This is a genomic window from Cognatiyoonia sp. (genome assembly GCF_965661665.1).
Classification (GTDB): domain Bacteria; phylum Pseudomonadota; class Alphaproteobacteria; order Rhodobacterales; family Rhodobacteraceae; genus Cognatiyoonia.
Map to the genome: position 1 here is coordinate 125,965 of NZ_CBFIEO010000007.1, position 14,716 is coordinate 140,680.

The 14,716-nt window shown below is 56.3% G+C and carries 15 protein-coding genes; 4 read left to right on the top strand and 11 right to left on the bottom strand.

Features of this window, described 5'->3' with window-relative positions:
* Positions 1–119 precede the first annotated feature (119 nt).
* Complete coding sequence (lpdA, locus tag ACTF5F_RS06570) at positions 120–1,514, top strand: dihydrolipoyl dehydrogenase (protein WP_438956073.1); 1,395 nt, start codon at positions 120–122, stop codon at positions 1,512–1,514.
* Here the strand turns inward: lpdA and ACTF5F_RS06575 are convergent.
* The 4 genes from ACTF5F_RS06575 to ACTF5F_RS06590 all read right to left on the bottom strand — a co-directional run bounded on the left by ACTF5F_RS06575 (position 1,501) and on the right by ACTF5F_RS06590 (position 2,863).
* Complete coding sequence (locus ACTF5F_RS06575; protein WP_438956074.1) at positions 1,501–1,833, bottom strand: hypothetical protein; 333 nt, start codon at positions 1,831–1,833, stop codon at positions 1,501–1,503. The genes lpdA and ACTF5F_RS06575 overlap by 14 nt on opposite strands.
* A 134-nt stretch (positions 1,834–1,967) precedes the next feature.
* Complete coding sequence (locus tag ACTF5F_RS06580; RefSeq protein WP_438956075.1) at positions 1,968–2,126, bottom strand: hypothetical protein; 159 nt, start codon at positions 2,124–2,126, stop codon at positions 1,968–1,970.
* An 87-nt stretch (positions 2,127–2,213) separates the two neighbouring features.
* Positions 2,214–2,573, bottom strand: a complete 360-nt coding sequence (locus ACTF5F_RS06585) for a hypothetical protein (protein ID WP_438956076.1) — start codon at positions 2,571–2,573, stop codon at positions 2,214–2,216.
* Positions 2,570–2,863, bottom strand: coding sequence for a vWA domain-containing protein (locus tag ACTF5F_RS06590; RefSeq protein WP_438956077.1), 294 nt, complete (start codon positions 2,861–2,863; stop codon positions 2,570–2,572). The genes ACTF5F_RS06585 and ACTF5F_RS06590 overlap by 4 nt, the downstream gene beginning before the upstream one ends.
* Before the next feature lie 195 nt (positions 2,864–3,058).
* Here ACTF5F_RS06590 and uvrA point away from each other — a divergent pair, with 195 nt between their 5' ends.
* Positions 3,059–5,926, top strand: a complete 2,868-nt coding sequence (gene uvrA, locus ACTF5F_RS06595; protein WP_438956078.1) for an excinuclease ABC subunit UvrA — start codon at positions 3,059–3,061, stop codon at positions 5,924–5,926.
* A gap of 1 nt (position 5,927) precedes the next feature.
* On the opposite strand, the gene ACTF5F_RS06600 is transcribed toward uvrA, so the two are convergent.
* The 6 genes from ACTF5F_RS06600 to ACTF5F_RS06625 all read right to left on the bottom strand — a co-directional run bounded on the left by ACTF5F_RS06600 (position 5,928) and on the right by ACTF5F_RS06625 (position 11,645).
* Positions 5,928–6,620: a M48 family metallopeptidase gene (locus ACTF5F_RS06600; protein ID WP_438956079.1), complete on the bottom strand. Its 693-nt coding sequence runs from the start codon at positions 6,618–6,620 to the stop codon at positions 5,928–5,930.
* Positions 6,621–6,650: 30 nt separating this feature from the next.
* Complete coding sequence (locus ACTF5F_RS06605; protein WP_438956080.1) at positions 6,651–7,796, bottom strand: M24 family metallopeptidase; 1,146 nt, start codon at positions 7,794–7,796, stop codon at positions 6,651–6,653.
* Positions 7,797–7,835: 39 nt separating this feature from the next.
* The gene (locus tag ACTF5F_RS06610) at positions 7,836–9,023 is read right to left on the bottom strand and encodes a vWA domain-containing protein (protein ID WP_438956081.1); all 1,188 of its coding nucleotides are present in this window, start codon (positions 9,021–9,023) and stop codon (positions 7,836–7,838) included.
* Positions 9,024–9,194: a hypothetical protein gene (locus ACTF5F_RS06615; protein ID WP_438956082.1), complete on the bottom strand. Its 171-nt coding sequence runs from the start codon at positions 9,192–9,194 to the stop codon at positions 9,024–9,026.
* A 12-nt stretch (positions 9,195–9,206) separates the two neighbouring features.
* Positions 9,207–10,649 carry a DUF2927 domain-containing protein gene (locus ACTF5F_RS06620; RefSeq protein WP_438956083.1) on the bottom strand — a complete coding sequence of 481 codons (1,443 nt, stop codon included), beginning with the start codon at positions 10,647–10,649 and terminating at the stop codon, positions 9,207–9,209.
* A 156-nt stretch (positions 10,650–10,805) separates the two neighbouring features.
* The gene (locus tag ACTF5F_RS06625) at positions 10,806–11,645 is read right to left on the bottom strand and encodes an AAA family ATPase (protein ID WP_438956084.1); all 840 of its coding nucleotides are present in this window, start codon (positions 11,643–11,645) and stop codon (positions 10,806–10,808) included.
* A 185-nt stretch (positions 11,646–11,830) separates the two neighbouring features.
* Here ACTF5F_RS06625 and dksA point away from each other — a divergent pair, with 185 nt between their 5' ends.
* Both dksA and ACTF5F_RS06635 read left to right on the top strand, forming a co-directional pair.
* The gene (dksA, locus tag ACTF5F_RS06630) at positions 11,831–12,253 is read left to right on the top strand and encodes an RNA polymerase-binding protein DksA (protein ID WP_438956085.1); all 423 of its coding nucleotides are present in this window, start codon (positions 11,831–11,833) and stop codon (positions 12,251–12,253) included.
* Positions 12,228–13,409, top strand: coding sequence for an FAD-dependent monooxygenase (locus ACTF5F_RS06635; RefSeq protein ID WP_438956086.1), 1,182 nt, complete (start codon positions 12,228–12,230; stop codon positions 13,407–13,409). Before dksA ends, ACTF5F_RS06635 begins: the two co-directional genes overlap by 26 nt.
* Before the next feature lie 37 nt (positions 13,410–13,446).
* On the opposite strand, the gene gltA is transcribed toward ACTF5F_RS06635, so the two are convergent.
* Positions 13,447–14,715 (bottom strand): citrate synthase, encoded by a 1,269-nt coding sequence (gene gltA / locus ACTF5F_RS06640; RefSeq protein WP_438956087.1) that lies wholly within the window; start codon positions 14,713–14,715, stop codon positions 13,447–13,449.
* Between the last annotated feature and the right edge of the window lies 1 nt (position 14,716).

Consider the following 14,716-nt stretch of genomic DNA (forward strand, 5'->3'; position numbering starts at 1 on the left):
AACGATGACCCGTGCGCGAGCCTTGCGTCGCGCGAATACCCGCAATTCCCCTACGTCACTAGCAGGGCTGGAAAAAATAGTTTAATGCTAAACAAAATAATTTCTGTGGGGAGAGGCTCATGGCCGCGAAGACGTTTGATTTGATCGTGATTGGTGCAGGTCCAGGTGGTTATGTGGCTGCCATTCGGGGTGCGCAGTTGGGCATGGACGTCGCCATCATCGAACGGGAACATATGGGCGGCATCTGCTTGAACTGGGGGTGTATCCCGACCAAAGCGCTGTTGCGGTCGTCCGAAGTGTTCCATCTGATGCACCGCGCGAAAGAATTTGGTCTGACTGCTGACAAGCTGGGATTTGACCTCGACGCAGTTGTCAAACGGTCGCGTGCCGTGGCTGGGCAACTCTCAGGTGGCATTGCTCATCTGATGAAGAAGAACAAGATCACCACAATCATTGGTGAGGCGACGATCCTTGCCAAAGGTAAGGTGTCGGCGAAAACCGAGAAGGGCATAGAAGAGCTGGCCGCCAAGAACATCGTCTTGGCCACCGGCGCGCGGGCGCGCGAATTGCCGGGTTTGGAGGCGGATGGTGATCTGGTGTGGACCTACAAGCATGCCTTACAGCCCAAACGTATGCCCAAGAAGCTGTTGGTTATCGGTTCCGGCGCAATCGGCATAGAATTTGCGAGTTTCTTCAAAACGATGGGTGCGGATACCACCGTTGTCGAGGTGATGGACCGCGTTTTGCCTGTCGAAGATGAAGAGATCAGCAAATTCGCCAAGAAGCAGTTCGTCAAGCAAGGCATGACGATCATGGAGAAATCCATGGTCAAGCAGTTGGACCGCGCCGACGGCAAAGTCACCGCGCATATTGAGACGGGCGGCAAGGTTGAAAAGCTGGAGTTCGACACGGTGATTTCCGCTGTCGGGATTGTGGGCAATGTTGAAGACCTCGGCCTCGAAAACTTGGGCGTGAAAATTGATCGCACCCATGTCGTGACCGATGAATACTGCCGTACAGGTGTTGATGGGCTTTTTGCCATTGGCGATATCGCGGGCGCACCGTGGCTGGCGCACAAGGCGAGCCATGAGGGCGTGATGGTGGCCGAATTGATTGCGGGCAAGCATCCGCATCCGGTGAAGCCGGAAAGCATTGCGGGCTGCACCTATTGCCATCCACAAGTGGCCTCCGTCGGGTTTACTGAGGCACAGGCGAAAGAGAAGGGCTATGACATCAAGGTCGGCCGCTTCCCGTTCATCGGCAACGGCAAGGCGATTGCGCTGGGTGAGCCTGAAGGCCTGATCAAGACCGTGTTTGATGCTAAGACGGGTGAGCTTTTGGGCGCCCATATGGTCGGCGCTGAAGTGACCGAATTGATCCAAGGCTATGTCGTCGGGCGCCAGTTGGAGACAACGGAAGAAGACCTGATGCACACCGTCTTCCCGCATCCAACACTGTCAGAGATGATGCACGAAAGCGTTCTGGACGCCTACGGGCAGGTCATCCACATGTAATTATTGCGCCCCGTGAGGGGATGAGGAGCCGCCCTGATCGGGCGGCTCTTTCTTTATCGACGGTCAATGGCACCTGCCCCGCGACAGATCGATCGAGGCCGATGAAGTAAGTGACGACATAATCGACGGGCTCCTCAGGTAGCATGATTATCGCAGGGTTGCCCGCATCGGTGTAGCCGTAGGCTTGCAATGCCGCACTGTTTGTCGCGCCGACCTGTCCGATGCAGATGTATTCACCCTTGTAATTGGGTCCGACCCAATCGACGGTGATTGTGCTGCCAGCCTCTTCTTCGGCGGGAAGGTGACACGCTGATCTCAACACCCGTGATCATAATCTCCGCACCGCCAAGGGGGTCGCGACCGTCGGCTTTGAAGTATTGGATCAGATGCGGGCCTTCTTCTGGGGCATCATCAGGGTGACGGATTTCCGTCTCGCAGATAGGTGAAGTTTTATCACGCATCTGCACCCGTCGCGCCAACTTTGCCGATGCCGATATAGTCGTCATCCTCCCCTGGCCCGTCCCAGCCCACTTCAATCGTGGAGCCTAGCGGTGCTACGCTTGGCGCAATGACACGCGCGGTTTCAACAGGGTCGGGGAAGGCAATCTTCACCTCAGCGGGTTTGCCGCCTATGACGACAAACTGCTTGTTAAGGTCTGTCCCCAGCGCGACGCAGTAGGCGTTGGCGACATGGGATCCTTATGGCAGATCTTGCATCAGTGGGTTGCCCGTCACATCGTCCAGATTGAGCCCATCGCCATCATTAATGTCCGAGTGCACTGGCCCGTCGACCATCATATCGGTCCCCTCGATCACTGCCGTCAGTTTGCCGGTTGAAAACAGCGGCTCCGGCTCTTGCACGGGGATTGCAACTGCGACCTCTGTCAAAGCCTCGACCAACTGGTCGGCTGTGTCGGCGGTTAGGAATTTGCCACCGGTTTCGGCTGCGGCGCAAGGATCGGGATTACAGGTTTCAACGCCATCTGAGACGAGGATCACTGTTGCCGTGTCTGCAGTATAGCGCAGCGCCTCGGCAGCGGCGATGACGGCATCTGTCATCGGTTTCTTGCCCAACGGTTTGATGCCGGAGACGGCAGCGCGGATTGCGTCAGCGGTGTCGGGGCAGGGGCGACAACCGTCTCAATATCCGTGCAGTTGCCGCGTTCCGTCGGGATCGACTCCAACAGATCGCCCACCACATCCTGAGCGATGGTGATTTTGGCGACGCCATCAATCTGGCCCCACATGGAGCCCGACCCATCCATGACAAGGATGGTGTTTGGTCGGTCTTGTGCAAAAGCGGTAGACGCTGCCAAAGCCGTGGCAGCGCAGGCTGTCAAAAAGCGCATAACAATATCCCATTCTACAAATTCACCCCACCAGACCACAGTGCATTGATCCAGCAAAGGCTTTGTCAGGAGAGGTCAGGAATACCTCACCCTTGGCGAAAATAATTTCCCGCATGTTCTTTCTTTGTTCCTTACTGTGGGTGGCGTAATTGATTTAGCGCGTTATCTAACCAGCAACACGCCATGGGGGCTTACATGCCAGAACTCAAAAATATCGAAGTGCGCGGTGCGCGGGAGCACAATCTGAAATCGATTGATGTTGATATTCCTCGGGATCAGTTGGTTGTGATTACGGGGCTGTCGGGCTCTGGCAAGTCCTCTTTGGCCTTCGATACAATCTATGCCGAAGGGCAGCGGCGGTATGTGGAAAGCCTGTCGGCCTACGCACGGCAGTTCCTCGACATGATGGAAAAGCCGGATGTGGATCACATCGCTGGCCTGTCGCCGGCGATTTCGATTGAGCAGAAGACGACCTCCAAAAACCCGCGGTCGACCGTCGGGACAATTACCGAGATTTACGACTATCTGCGGCTTTTGTTCGCGCGTGTCGGGACGCCTTATTCGCCGGCCACAGGGATGCCGATTGAGGCGCAGCAGGTGCAGGACATGGTCGACCGTGTCATGACAATTGAAGAGGGGACACGCGGTTACATGCTGGCCCCGATCATCCGCGACCGGAAGGGCGAATACCGCAAAGAGTTTTTGGAACTGCGCAAGCAGGGCTTCCAACGTGTAAAAGTTGATGGTGAATTCTACGATCTGGATGAGTCGCCAACACTCGATAAGAAATTCCGACATGACATCGACGTTGTTGTCGACCGGATTGTCGTGCGGGAGGGGATAGAGACCCGTTTGGCCGACAGTTTCCGCACCGCTTTGGATTTGGCAGACGGCATTTGTATTCTGGAAACCGCGCCGACGGAGGGTGATCCTGAACGTGTCACCTTCTCCGAAAATTTTGCGTGCCCTGTGTCTGGCTTCACCATTCCAGAGATTGAGCCGCGTCTCTTTTCCTTTAACGCGCCTTTTGGGGCCTGTCCGGACTGTGACGGCTTGGGCGTTGAGCTGTTCTTTGACGAACAATTGGTCGTACCAGATGTGACGCTGAAGATCGCAGATGGGGCGCTGGCCCCGTGGCGGAAGGGCAAAAGCCCCTATTTCCTGCAAACCATTGAAGCCATCGCCAAACACTATGGGTTCAACAAGAACGACCGCTGGAAAGACCTTGATCCAAAGGTCCAGCAAGTGTTCCTGCGCGGGTCCGGCGAGGAAGAGATCAAGTTCCGCTATGACGAAGGTGGCCGCGTCTATCAGGTGGAGCGGGCCTTTGAAGGCGTGATCCCGAATATGGAGCGGCGCTATCGCGAGACGGACAGCAACTGGATCCGCGAAGAGTTTGAGCAATATCAAAACAACCGTCATTGTGGCACCTGCAACGGTTATCGCCTGCGGGCGGAGGCTTTGGCGGTGAAGATCGGGAAGGCGGACAACCTGATGCATGTGGGTCAGGTCGTGCAGATGTCGATCAAGGAAGCCTACGACTGGTGCCTGACGGTGCCTGACGCGCTGACACCTCAGAAGAACGAGATTGCCAAAGCGATCTTGAAAGAAATTCGGGAGCGGCTCGGCTTCCTCAATAACGTCGGGCTGGAGTATCTGACGCTGTCGCGCAGTTCTGGCACTTTGTCAGGTGGTGAAAGCCAGCGGATTCGGCTGGCGTCCCAGATCGGGTCCGGTTTGACGGGCGTTCTGTATGTCTTGGATGAACCGTCCATCGGCCTTCACCAGCGCGACAACGATCGCTTGCTCACAACGCTGAAAAACCTGCGAGATCAGGGCAACACCGTGATCGTTGTTGAACATGATGAGGAAGCGGTGCGCGAGGCGGATTACGTCTTTGACATCGGTCCGGGCGCGGGTGTGCATGGCGGTCAGGTCGTCGCTGAAGGCACACCACAGCAGATCATGGAAAACGGCGCGTCGATCACGGGTCAATACCTTATCGGCACACGGGAGATTTCGGTCCCTCTAGAACGGCGGAAGGGCAACGGCAAAAAGCTGCAAGTCGTCAAAGCGACGGGTAACAACCTGCAAAACGTGACCGTTGATTTCCCGCTGGGCAAGTTTGTCTGCGTCACGGGTGTTTCGGGTGGCGGCAAATCCACGTTGACCATAGAGACCCTTTTCAAGACCGCGTCGATGAAACTGAACGGCGCACGGCAGACACCTGCGCCTTGTGAGACCGTCAAGGGCCTCGAGCATCTAGATAAGGTGATTGATATAGACCAGCGTCCAATTGGCCGGACGCCACGGTCGAACCCAGCGACCTACACGGGCGCCTTCACCCCGATCCGTGATTGGTTCGCTGGTCTGCCAGAAGCGAAGGCGCGGGGCTATAAGCCTGGGCGGTTTAGCTTCAACGTCAAAGGCGGGCGCTGCGAGGCTTGTCAGGGTGACGGTGTTATTAAGATCGAAATGCACTTCCTCCCCGACGTTTATGTTGAATGTGAAACCTGCAAAGGCGCGCGCTACAACCGCGAAACGTTGGAGATTAAGTTCAAGGACAAGTCGATTGCGGATGTGCTCGACATGACCGTCGAAGAAGGACAAGAGTTCTTCAAAGCGGTGCCGTCTATTCGCGATAAGATGGACGCGCTGATGCGGGTTGGCTTGGGCTATATCAAGGTGGGCCAGCAGGCTACGACGTTGTCAGGTGGTGAAGCGCAGCGGGTGAAGTTGTCGAAGGAATTGGCGAAACGCTCAACCGGACGCACGCTGTATATTCTCGATGAACCGACCACCGGCCTCCATTTCGAAGATGTGCGCAAGCTGTTGGATGTGCTGCATGAGCTTGTGGATCAAGGTAACACGGTGATCGTGATTGAGCATAACCTCGATGTAGTCAAAACCGCCGACCATATCATCGATATCGGGCCGGAAGGCGGCGATGGCGGTGGTCAGGTTGTGGCCGAAGGCACACCAGAACAGGTGGCGGAGGTCGAGGGCAGCCACACCGGTCGGTATCTCAAACCCATGCTAAAGGCGAAGATCGCGGCGGAATAGACTACTTCGCCGCGCCCTGCCATTTCGCTTCATTCGCCTCAATCGCTGCGATGCGGACGTGGGTCTTGGGGTGGCTCATGATCCATGCAGGGATGGCTGCGCCGCGTGCGCCGGTGAGATGTTCCAGCTTCTCAAACAGCGATTTTTGCGGGGCTGTTCCGATGCCCGATTTCACCAAGAGTGCGGAGGCATAGGCGTCTGCCTCAAATTCATCCGCGCGCGACAGGCGTGCGGCCAGCAAGCTCATCGCGAAGCTGGCGAGATACGGCCCGATAAACGGGATAAAGCGTCCAAGGATCATAGCGAGCGCGGTGCGCATCGCGTTCTGACCCGAAAAGTCGATCATCCGACGACGGGAGTGTCCCAGCGCCACATGCCCCAGTTCATGCGCGATGACGGAGGCCATCTCTTCTGCTGATACGTCACCCGCGCGGTAGCGGTTATAGAACCCACGCGTGATGAAGATGCGCCCATCTTGGGCAGCAAGGCCGTTAACTGGTTCAATCTCGTAAATGTGGACTTTGATCCGTTCGATATCCAAGGCGCGGGCCATCTGATCGGTTAGGGCCTTGAGCTTTGTGTCAGCCAATTCGGTCGAATTGGTGTCGAGCTCTCGCGAGGTGCGCCAGACAGAAAACCGATAGAGGGCGAGGCCATAGAGCACGGCCAGAAGCATCGGAAAAAATTTTATCATGGTGCTAATATGGGGGCCGATTTCACAGTGTCATCTGACGCAAACTGAGGTATTATGTCGCGACAGTCGTTCGCATCCATTTTCCGTGACAAGAACAGAGTGGCCCAACGTCATGGCAAGTTTAGTTTCGTCATCCATCAAGATCATATGCAAGAAAAACACCTGGTTCTTTCGCATGAGCAATGGATTGCCTTCGTAGAACATGGGGAAATCTACCCAGATCGGAGTGTAGACCGCGCCCATTCCATAACCGCAGGCCTTTAACCGGGCATGACCCATTCCAGCCGCATCAAATACGGCGGCATGCGCCGCATAGACATCTCCCATCGGGGCGTTTGGTCGGATGGCCGTTTCACAGGCTATGAGCGCTTCTTCTGCCAGATCATGCATGCGTTTTTGTGTATTGCACAGCTCTCCAATCACAATCGTTCGCATCATGGCTGCGTGATAGCGGGCGAAGGTGCCTGACCATTCAAGTGTGAGTTGGTCTTGCGAACTCAGATGCCGCCGGCCGGAGAAATATCGGCACAGTAATGCTCTGTCACCGGACCCGATGATGAATTCATTGCCTGCATAATCTCCACCCCCTTTGAATACAGCGCCTTGCATCGCGGCCAGTATGTCGCCTTCGAAAGCATCTGGGGCGGCAATGTCGAGGGCGGCATCCAACGCGTCATCCGACAATTTTGCTGCTTTGCGATGCATGGCAACTTCGGCTTCTGATTTTTCACGACGGAGGTCGCGGATCAACTCCGAAGTATCGATGAGGTTTGGAATTACTCTGCGAATGGCTTGTCCGTTGGCGTCAGTCAGGCCCGCTGTTGCGCTCTCGAAACCAATATTGGAAGAGATGCCCAATTCTGCCAACAAAGCGGCAAGGTGCCGGGCGGGGTCGATCGCTTCTTGATCCGGCCAGATGTGGATTTGCGCATCAGTTAGGGTTGAGGTTAGGCGCGCTTGTCTCAAGTCAGGCGTTCGTGTCAGCAAGTGCAGGTCGCCCTTGGATGTCAGAACAAGGCATTGGAACATAGCAAAGCCAAACGTGTCGTAGCCGCATATCCAATATTGGCTTTCAGGCGCGAACATCAAAAGCGCGTCGAGACCTGACCTTTGAAGAGCTTCAGTCGCACGGCTTTGGCGGGTGGCATATTCGGTTTCACTAAAATGCAATGTCATGTGAATGATAGTCCTGAAGGCGTAGTGTCAGGTCAAGCGTTACCTGCCCAAGACTTTCATCCCGCTTTCTATCCCCGACAGGGTCATCGGGACCATGCGGTCAGCGCCAAAAATTTGTTGGATCATGGCGATGGATTGGGTGTAGCCCCAGTATTTCTCAGGCACCGGATTGATCCAAAGATGCCCTAGCCATTGGTCACGCGCGCGTTCGAGCCAAACTTGACCCGCCTCTGGGTTCCAATGCTCATTGGCACCGCCCGCGAAGGCAATCTCATAAGGGGACATGCTGGCGTCGCCCACGAAAATGCATTTGTAATCTGGGCCATAGGTTCGCAGCACGTCCCATGTTGGGGTTTGTGCGTTCCAGCGGCGGCGGTTGTCTTTCCACACGCCTTCATAAAGGCAGTTATGAAAATAGAAGTGCTCCATGTGTTTAAACTCGGCTCGTGCGGCGCTAAAAAGCTCTTCCACGATCTTCACATGCGGGTCCATTGATCCGCCGATGTCCAGAAACAGCAGCACTTTGACGGCGTTACGCCGTTCGGGGCGGGTTTTGACATCGATATAGCCGTGTTCTGCTGTGGCTCGGATCGTGCCCGGCAGATCAAGCTCCTCCACCGCGCCATCGCGGGCCCAGCGGCGCAAGCGCTTCAAAGCGACCTTGATGTTGCGGGTGCCCAATTCGACGTCGCCATCGAAGTTACGAAACTCCCGCTTGTCCCAAACCTTGACCGCGCGGCGGTGGCGGCCTTCTTTTTGGCCAATCCGCACACCTTCGGGGTTGTAGCCATAGGCACCAAAGGGCGACGTGCCTGCCGTGCCGACCCATTTGCTGCCGCCTTGGTGGCGGCCTTTTTGTTCTTCCAGCCGCTTTTTCAGCGTCTCCATCAAATTGTCGAAGCCGCCCAGGGCCTCAATCTCTGCTTTTTCCTCATCACTGAGGTGTTTTTCGGCGAGCTTTTCGAGCCAGCCCGCAGGAATGTCGACCGCGTCGAGGACTTCGGCGGTGGAGATTGCCTCAAGCCCTTTGAAGGTGGTGGCGAAGGCTTGATCAAAGCGATCGATATGGCGTTCATCTTTGATCATGATTGCGCGGGCGAGGAAGTAGAAGGCTTCGATATCATAGGTCGCAAGACCGGCCTTCATCGCTTCCAAGAACGACAGAAACTCGCGCAGGCTGACGGGAACTTTGGCGCGTCTCAGATTGTCGAAAAACGGCAGGAACATTTAGGTGTAGCTGCGCTCAATAAAGATCAGAAGGAAGAGACCGAGAAGGGCAAAGATCATGGCGAAGACCGCGCCCCATTGCAGCATGTCGAGCAGTTTGCCGCCGCGCATCTTTGCACGGACCGCACCGACGATTGCGCCGATCAAAAGACCTGCCAAGGGGTAGATCATGCTGTGATCCTTCTAGAAGGGGCGCAGCGCCGCGATTTCGGCCAAACGCGCCTGAACGTTTCGGTTTGAACCAAAGCCGTATCTTGCCCAGCCGAGACTGTCCAGTCGGACCGTCTCAGCGGCTTGGGCATTGCCGCGCATGTCCAAGGCTTCGGCCTTGAACATCATCAAGGTGGACATCAGGGCGGCGTCTTGGTGGCGGTACGCCACGGGGATCGCATCGTCGGTGATGGACAGGGTCCCTTCAACATCACCGCGCGCCAAGGCGAAGGCTGCCCGTTGGGCGGAGATATGGGCACGGTGAATTTCCATATCGGGGCTGGCTTGGTAGAAGCTATCGGCGCGTTCAAACGCGCTGAGCGCCGCTTCCGGATCAGACCGGATCAGCAACCGGCCAGAGGCATAATGTGCAAAGCCTTGGCGCGGACCAGACCAGCCTTGGCGTTCGCCGAGTGCGATGGCGCGTTCTGCTGCGCGTTGACGGCGTGCCAAGGCCGATCCGCGCAGAAGGGCGGTTTGCATCGCGTCCATCCATTCTGGCGATGTTTGCCTTGGTCGCTCGGACCGTTGCAATTCGCCTGCGGGATTGAGCCGCGCGAGAATGCCGTTGATCCGGTTGGACACTTGGCCTGCCGTCATGCCGTTGGCCAATTCGGGCGCGTAATAGGCTTTCAGGATCAGTATATCGAACCCTGTCAGCACTGGATGGATGTTGTCATCGTTAAAGACGCTGTCGGGTAGGCGGTAGAGATCATTGAGCGGGCCCAAAGCCTGCGCCAATTCCTCATGCAGGCAGTCGCGCTGCTCTTGCGGGGTAGCCTCCGCCGGAATGAAGATCGTGGCGGTGTCGCGGTGGGTGAGCGTGGCCCAATCGAGGGCTTTGGTGCGGCGATTGCGCTGAAAATCAGCCCATGAGGTGACGTTCGGCACGACAAAGCACGACGCATGCGGCACGGCGAGCTGCAACTGGCGCTGCGGGATCGTTTCAATTGTGATATTCGCAGTATACGCATCGGTCCGCATGATGCTGATCCCAGCTTCCCCCCTCAGTCGAGTAAGCAGGGCGGTCAGATCATTGGTCAGGCTTGGCGATGGCACGGTTTCGAAGCGCACCGTGATTGCCCCGTCAAAGCGGGTCAGGATTGGCAGGCGACGACCGTTTTCCATGCGGAAAGACAGATCCATGAAGTCTTGTGCAATTTCCGTGTTGGAGCGGCTTGCAGGCCGCACGGTGGACGCGCCAAAGGCCTTCAGCGGCGGAAGCGTCTGGATCGTGTTTGCTGCGCGGGTGACGGCGCTTGGATCATTATTGACAGGCGCACAGGCGACAAGCAGGCAGAGAGCGGCAATGCCCGACCGGCGGGCGATGAGACTGTTGGGTGGAAGAAATTGGTCGCGCAGACGATTGAGCGGCCCAAAAGGGCGCAAAGACAATGCCTGAGACAGCCATGCCACTGATCTGTTCTCCTTCGTGCCGTCAGCCCAACCGCAGTGGGCTGCGGACCCTCATGATCGGGGTCAGCACCATCAACTATGGAAGAGGGAGGTAAATCATCCACTAAAGTAAGCGCGGCGCAGAATTCAGTGCCGCGTTGCATGGAAGACTCAGGATCAGCGTTGGCCGCGGGCCATAAACGCCAGTCGTTCGAACAAATGCACGTCTTGTTCGTTTTTCAGCAATGCGCCGTGGAGCTTCGGCAGCGCATTTGCGCCATCCCGCATCAGATCATCCGCTGTGAGGTCTTCGGCCAGAAGTAATTTCAGCCAATCCAAAACCTCTGACGTGGAGGGCTTTTTCTTCAGGCCAGACGTGTCACGGATTTCATAAAACTGGGTCAGGGCGGTCGTCAGAAGCGCCTCTTTGATGCCGGGGTGATGCACTTCAACGATTTTGCGCATCGTGTCAGCATCGGGGAACTGGATGTAGTGAAAGAAGCAGCGGCGCAGGAAGGCGTCTGGCAGCTCTTTTTCATTGTTTGACGTGATAATGACGATCGGGCGGTTGTCCGCGTTGATCGTTTCACCAGTTTCGTAGACGTGGAATTCCATCCGGTCGAGCTCTTGTAGAAGATCGTTGGGAAACTCGATGTCCGCTTTGTCGATCTCATCAATCAGAAGCACGACCTTTTCGCCAGCTTCAAACGCCTGCCAAAGTTTGCCCTTCTTGATGTAGTTTTTGACGTCGTGGACACGCTCATCACCCAACTGGCTGTCCCTCAGGCGGCTGACAGCATCGTATTCATAAAGGCCCTGCTGCGCTTTCGTGGTCGATTTGATGTGCCATTCGATCATTGGCAGGCCCAAAGCGGCGCTGACTTGACGCGCCAACTCGGTCTTGCCGGTCCCTGGTTCGCCTTTGACCAGTAGAGGGCGTTCCAACGTCACGGCGGCATTGACCGCAATTTTCAGATCTTCGGTTGCCACATAGCTTTCAGTGCCTTGGAATCGCATGTCTGCCTCATCAAAAATTTCTGCGCACCCTATGCGCGCTTTGTCGCTGCATCAACAGTCCGTATCCAGCTGTTTTTGGGGGTGACAGTCCGCCCGCAAAGGCGTAGAGGAGGCACAATTCGTAAGGGGAGTATCTTTTGTCGCCGAGTAGCCCGGCCCAAAAGGGAAGTTGAAGGGAAATGAGCATGAAAGCTGAAGTTTTCTTGGATGACGATTACCGTCCTGCAGAAGACGAACCATTCATGAACGATCGCCAGATCGAATACTTCCGTCGGAAGTTGGTGAATTGGAAGAACGACATTCTCGACAACAGCAGCGATACCGTTGCCGGTATGAAGGATCAAACGCGCAATATTCCCGACGTTGCAGATCGCGCGTCAGAGGAAACGGACCGCGCGTTGGAACTGCGTACCCGTGACCGCGAGCGCAAGCTGGTCACCAAAATCGACGCCGCACTGCGTCGCATTGACGAGGGTGAATACGGTTATTGCGCCATTACGGGGGAGCCAATTTCCCTCAAGCGTTTGGATGCACGCCCGATCGCGACGATGAGCCTTGAGGCGCAAGAACGCCACGAGCGCCGTGAGAAAGTCCATCGCGACGACTGATCTAACAGACACCACCGTTGGCATTGTCGGCGGTGGCATTGGCGGTTTGACCGCAGCGCTTGCTTTTGCTGACCGCGGCGCAACCGTTTGTGTTTTTGAACAAGCGCCAGAATTTACTGAGGTTGGAGCAGGGATTCAGATTACCCCAAACGCGGGCCGCGTGCTAGATGCACTGGGGCTTTTGCAACAATTGTCGGTCCTCGGTGTGGTGTCGGAGGCTGTGGTGCCCGTAGATGGGCTGACCGGCAAACCGATCACAGCTTTTGGTCTTACTAAGCAGTCCCCGTCTTATCATTTCGTCCATCGCGCCAAACTCATCGACCTGTTGGCGGGGGCCTGCGGGAAGCGGGGCGTGGTCTTGCGAACCGACACTCGCGTGCTGAGTGCCACCCCAGATGGTCAAGTGACCTTTGAAAGTGATCTGTCAGCGGGCGGGTCCCAAGCCACTGACTTCGACCTCGTCGTCTTTGCAGACGGTATTCATTCGATAGGCCGAATTTTGTTGAATGGAGCCAGTGAACCTTTCTTCACCGGGCAGGTCGCATGGCGGGCGATTGTGCCTGGCAACATGGAACCATGTGCGCAGATCGCGATGGGGCCGGGAAAGCATATCGTGACCTATCCATTGGGCTCCGACCAAATTAACGTCGTTGCGGTTCAGGAGCGGTCAGACTGGGCGGAGGAAGGCTGGTCACACCCAGATGATCTAGCAAATCTGCAATCAGCGTTTTCAGATTTTGCGCCCAGTATCAGAGAGTTGCTGGGTCGTGCTGAACAATCACACCTCTGGGGCCTCTTCCGCCATGAGCTGGTGGAGCGGTGGCAGTCCGGGCGTCTCGCGATCCTCGGCGATGCGGCGCATCCGACGCTCCCATTTTTGGCTCAAGGCGCAAATTTGGCAATTGAGGATGCTTATGTCTTGGCGCGGACAGTTGGGGAGTTGGGTGTGGCGGAGGGCCTTCTAACTTTTCAGGCGACGCGGGTGCCACGCGTAAAACGCGCCATTGCGGCTGCGAATGCCAATGCTGTCAACTATCACCTATCTGGATCACGCCGCGTGGTGTCTCAGATGGCCCTCAAAGGCATTGGGCGGGTGGCGCCCGATGCGTTCCTGAAACGACTCTCATGGCTCTACGATCACGACGTTACCGCCTAACCATCAAAAAAAGGCCGCTCAAGAGCGGCCCGCCGTCTTAGCGTTTCTCGATATCGACGTAGTCACGCATCGTTTCGCCCATATAAAGCTGGCGTGGGCGGCCGATTTTGAGGGCTGGATCGGAGAGCTGTTCTTTCCACTGTGAAATCCACCCAACCGTCCGCGACAGTGCAAAGATCGGCGTGAACATTGATGTGGGGAAGCCCATCGCTTCGAGGATGATGCCAGAATAGAAATCCACGTTCGGGAACAGCTTCTTCTCCGCGAAATATGGGTCGGCGAGTGCCGCTTTTTCCAGCTCTTTGGCGACCTGTAGCGTCGGGTTGTTTTCCACGCCCAGTAGGTCGAGCACCTCATCCGCGCTTTCCTTCATCACGGTCGCGCGGGGGTCGAAGTTCTTGTAGACACGGTGGCCAAAGCCCATCAGACGGAATGGATCCTCTTTGTCTTTAGCGCGGGCGATGAATTCCGGAATGCGGTCAACGGTGCCGATTTCACGCAGCATCTCAAGACAGGCTTGGTTTGCGCCGCCGTGGGCCGGGCCCCAAAGACAGGCGATACCTGCTGCAATGCAGGCGAATGGGTTCGCGCCGGAGGAGGAGGCGAGACGAACTGTGGACGTTGATGCGTTCTGTTCGTGATCCGCGTGCAGGGTGAAAATACGGTCCATCGCGCGGGCAAGGATCGGATCGACCTGATATTCCTCCGCCGGGACGGAGAAGCACATACGCAAGAAGTTAGACGCATAATCCAGATCGTTGCGCGGATATACGAAAGGCTGGCCGATGTGGTACTTATAGGCCATCGCTGCAATCGTTGGCATCTTCGCAATCAAACGGATGGACGCGACTTCGCGCTGCCATGGGTCAGCGATATCGGTGGAGTCGTGATAGAATGCAGACATCGCGCCCACCACGCCAACCATGATAGCCATTGGATGAGCATCGCGACGGAAGCCACGAAAAAAGTTCATCATTTGCTCGTGAAGCATCGTGTGATTGGTCACGCGGCTTTCAAAGTCTTCCAGCTCGGTCGCGGAGGGCAGCTCACCGTAAAGCATCAAATAGCAGACTTCGAGGTAGTGTGATTTTGCCGCCAACTGATCGATTGGATAGCCACGGTGCAAAAGCTCACCCTTGCCGCCATCGATAAAGGTGATGGTCGAGTCGGTGGAGGCTGTCGATGTGAAGCCTGGATCATAGGTGAACACGCCAGCCTGACCATAAAGCTTGCGGATGTCCAAAACATCTGGACCAGCGGTGGGAGAGCAGATCGGCAATTCGTAATCTTGCCCATCAATAGTCAGC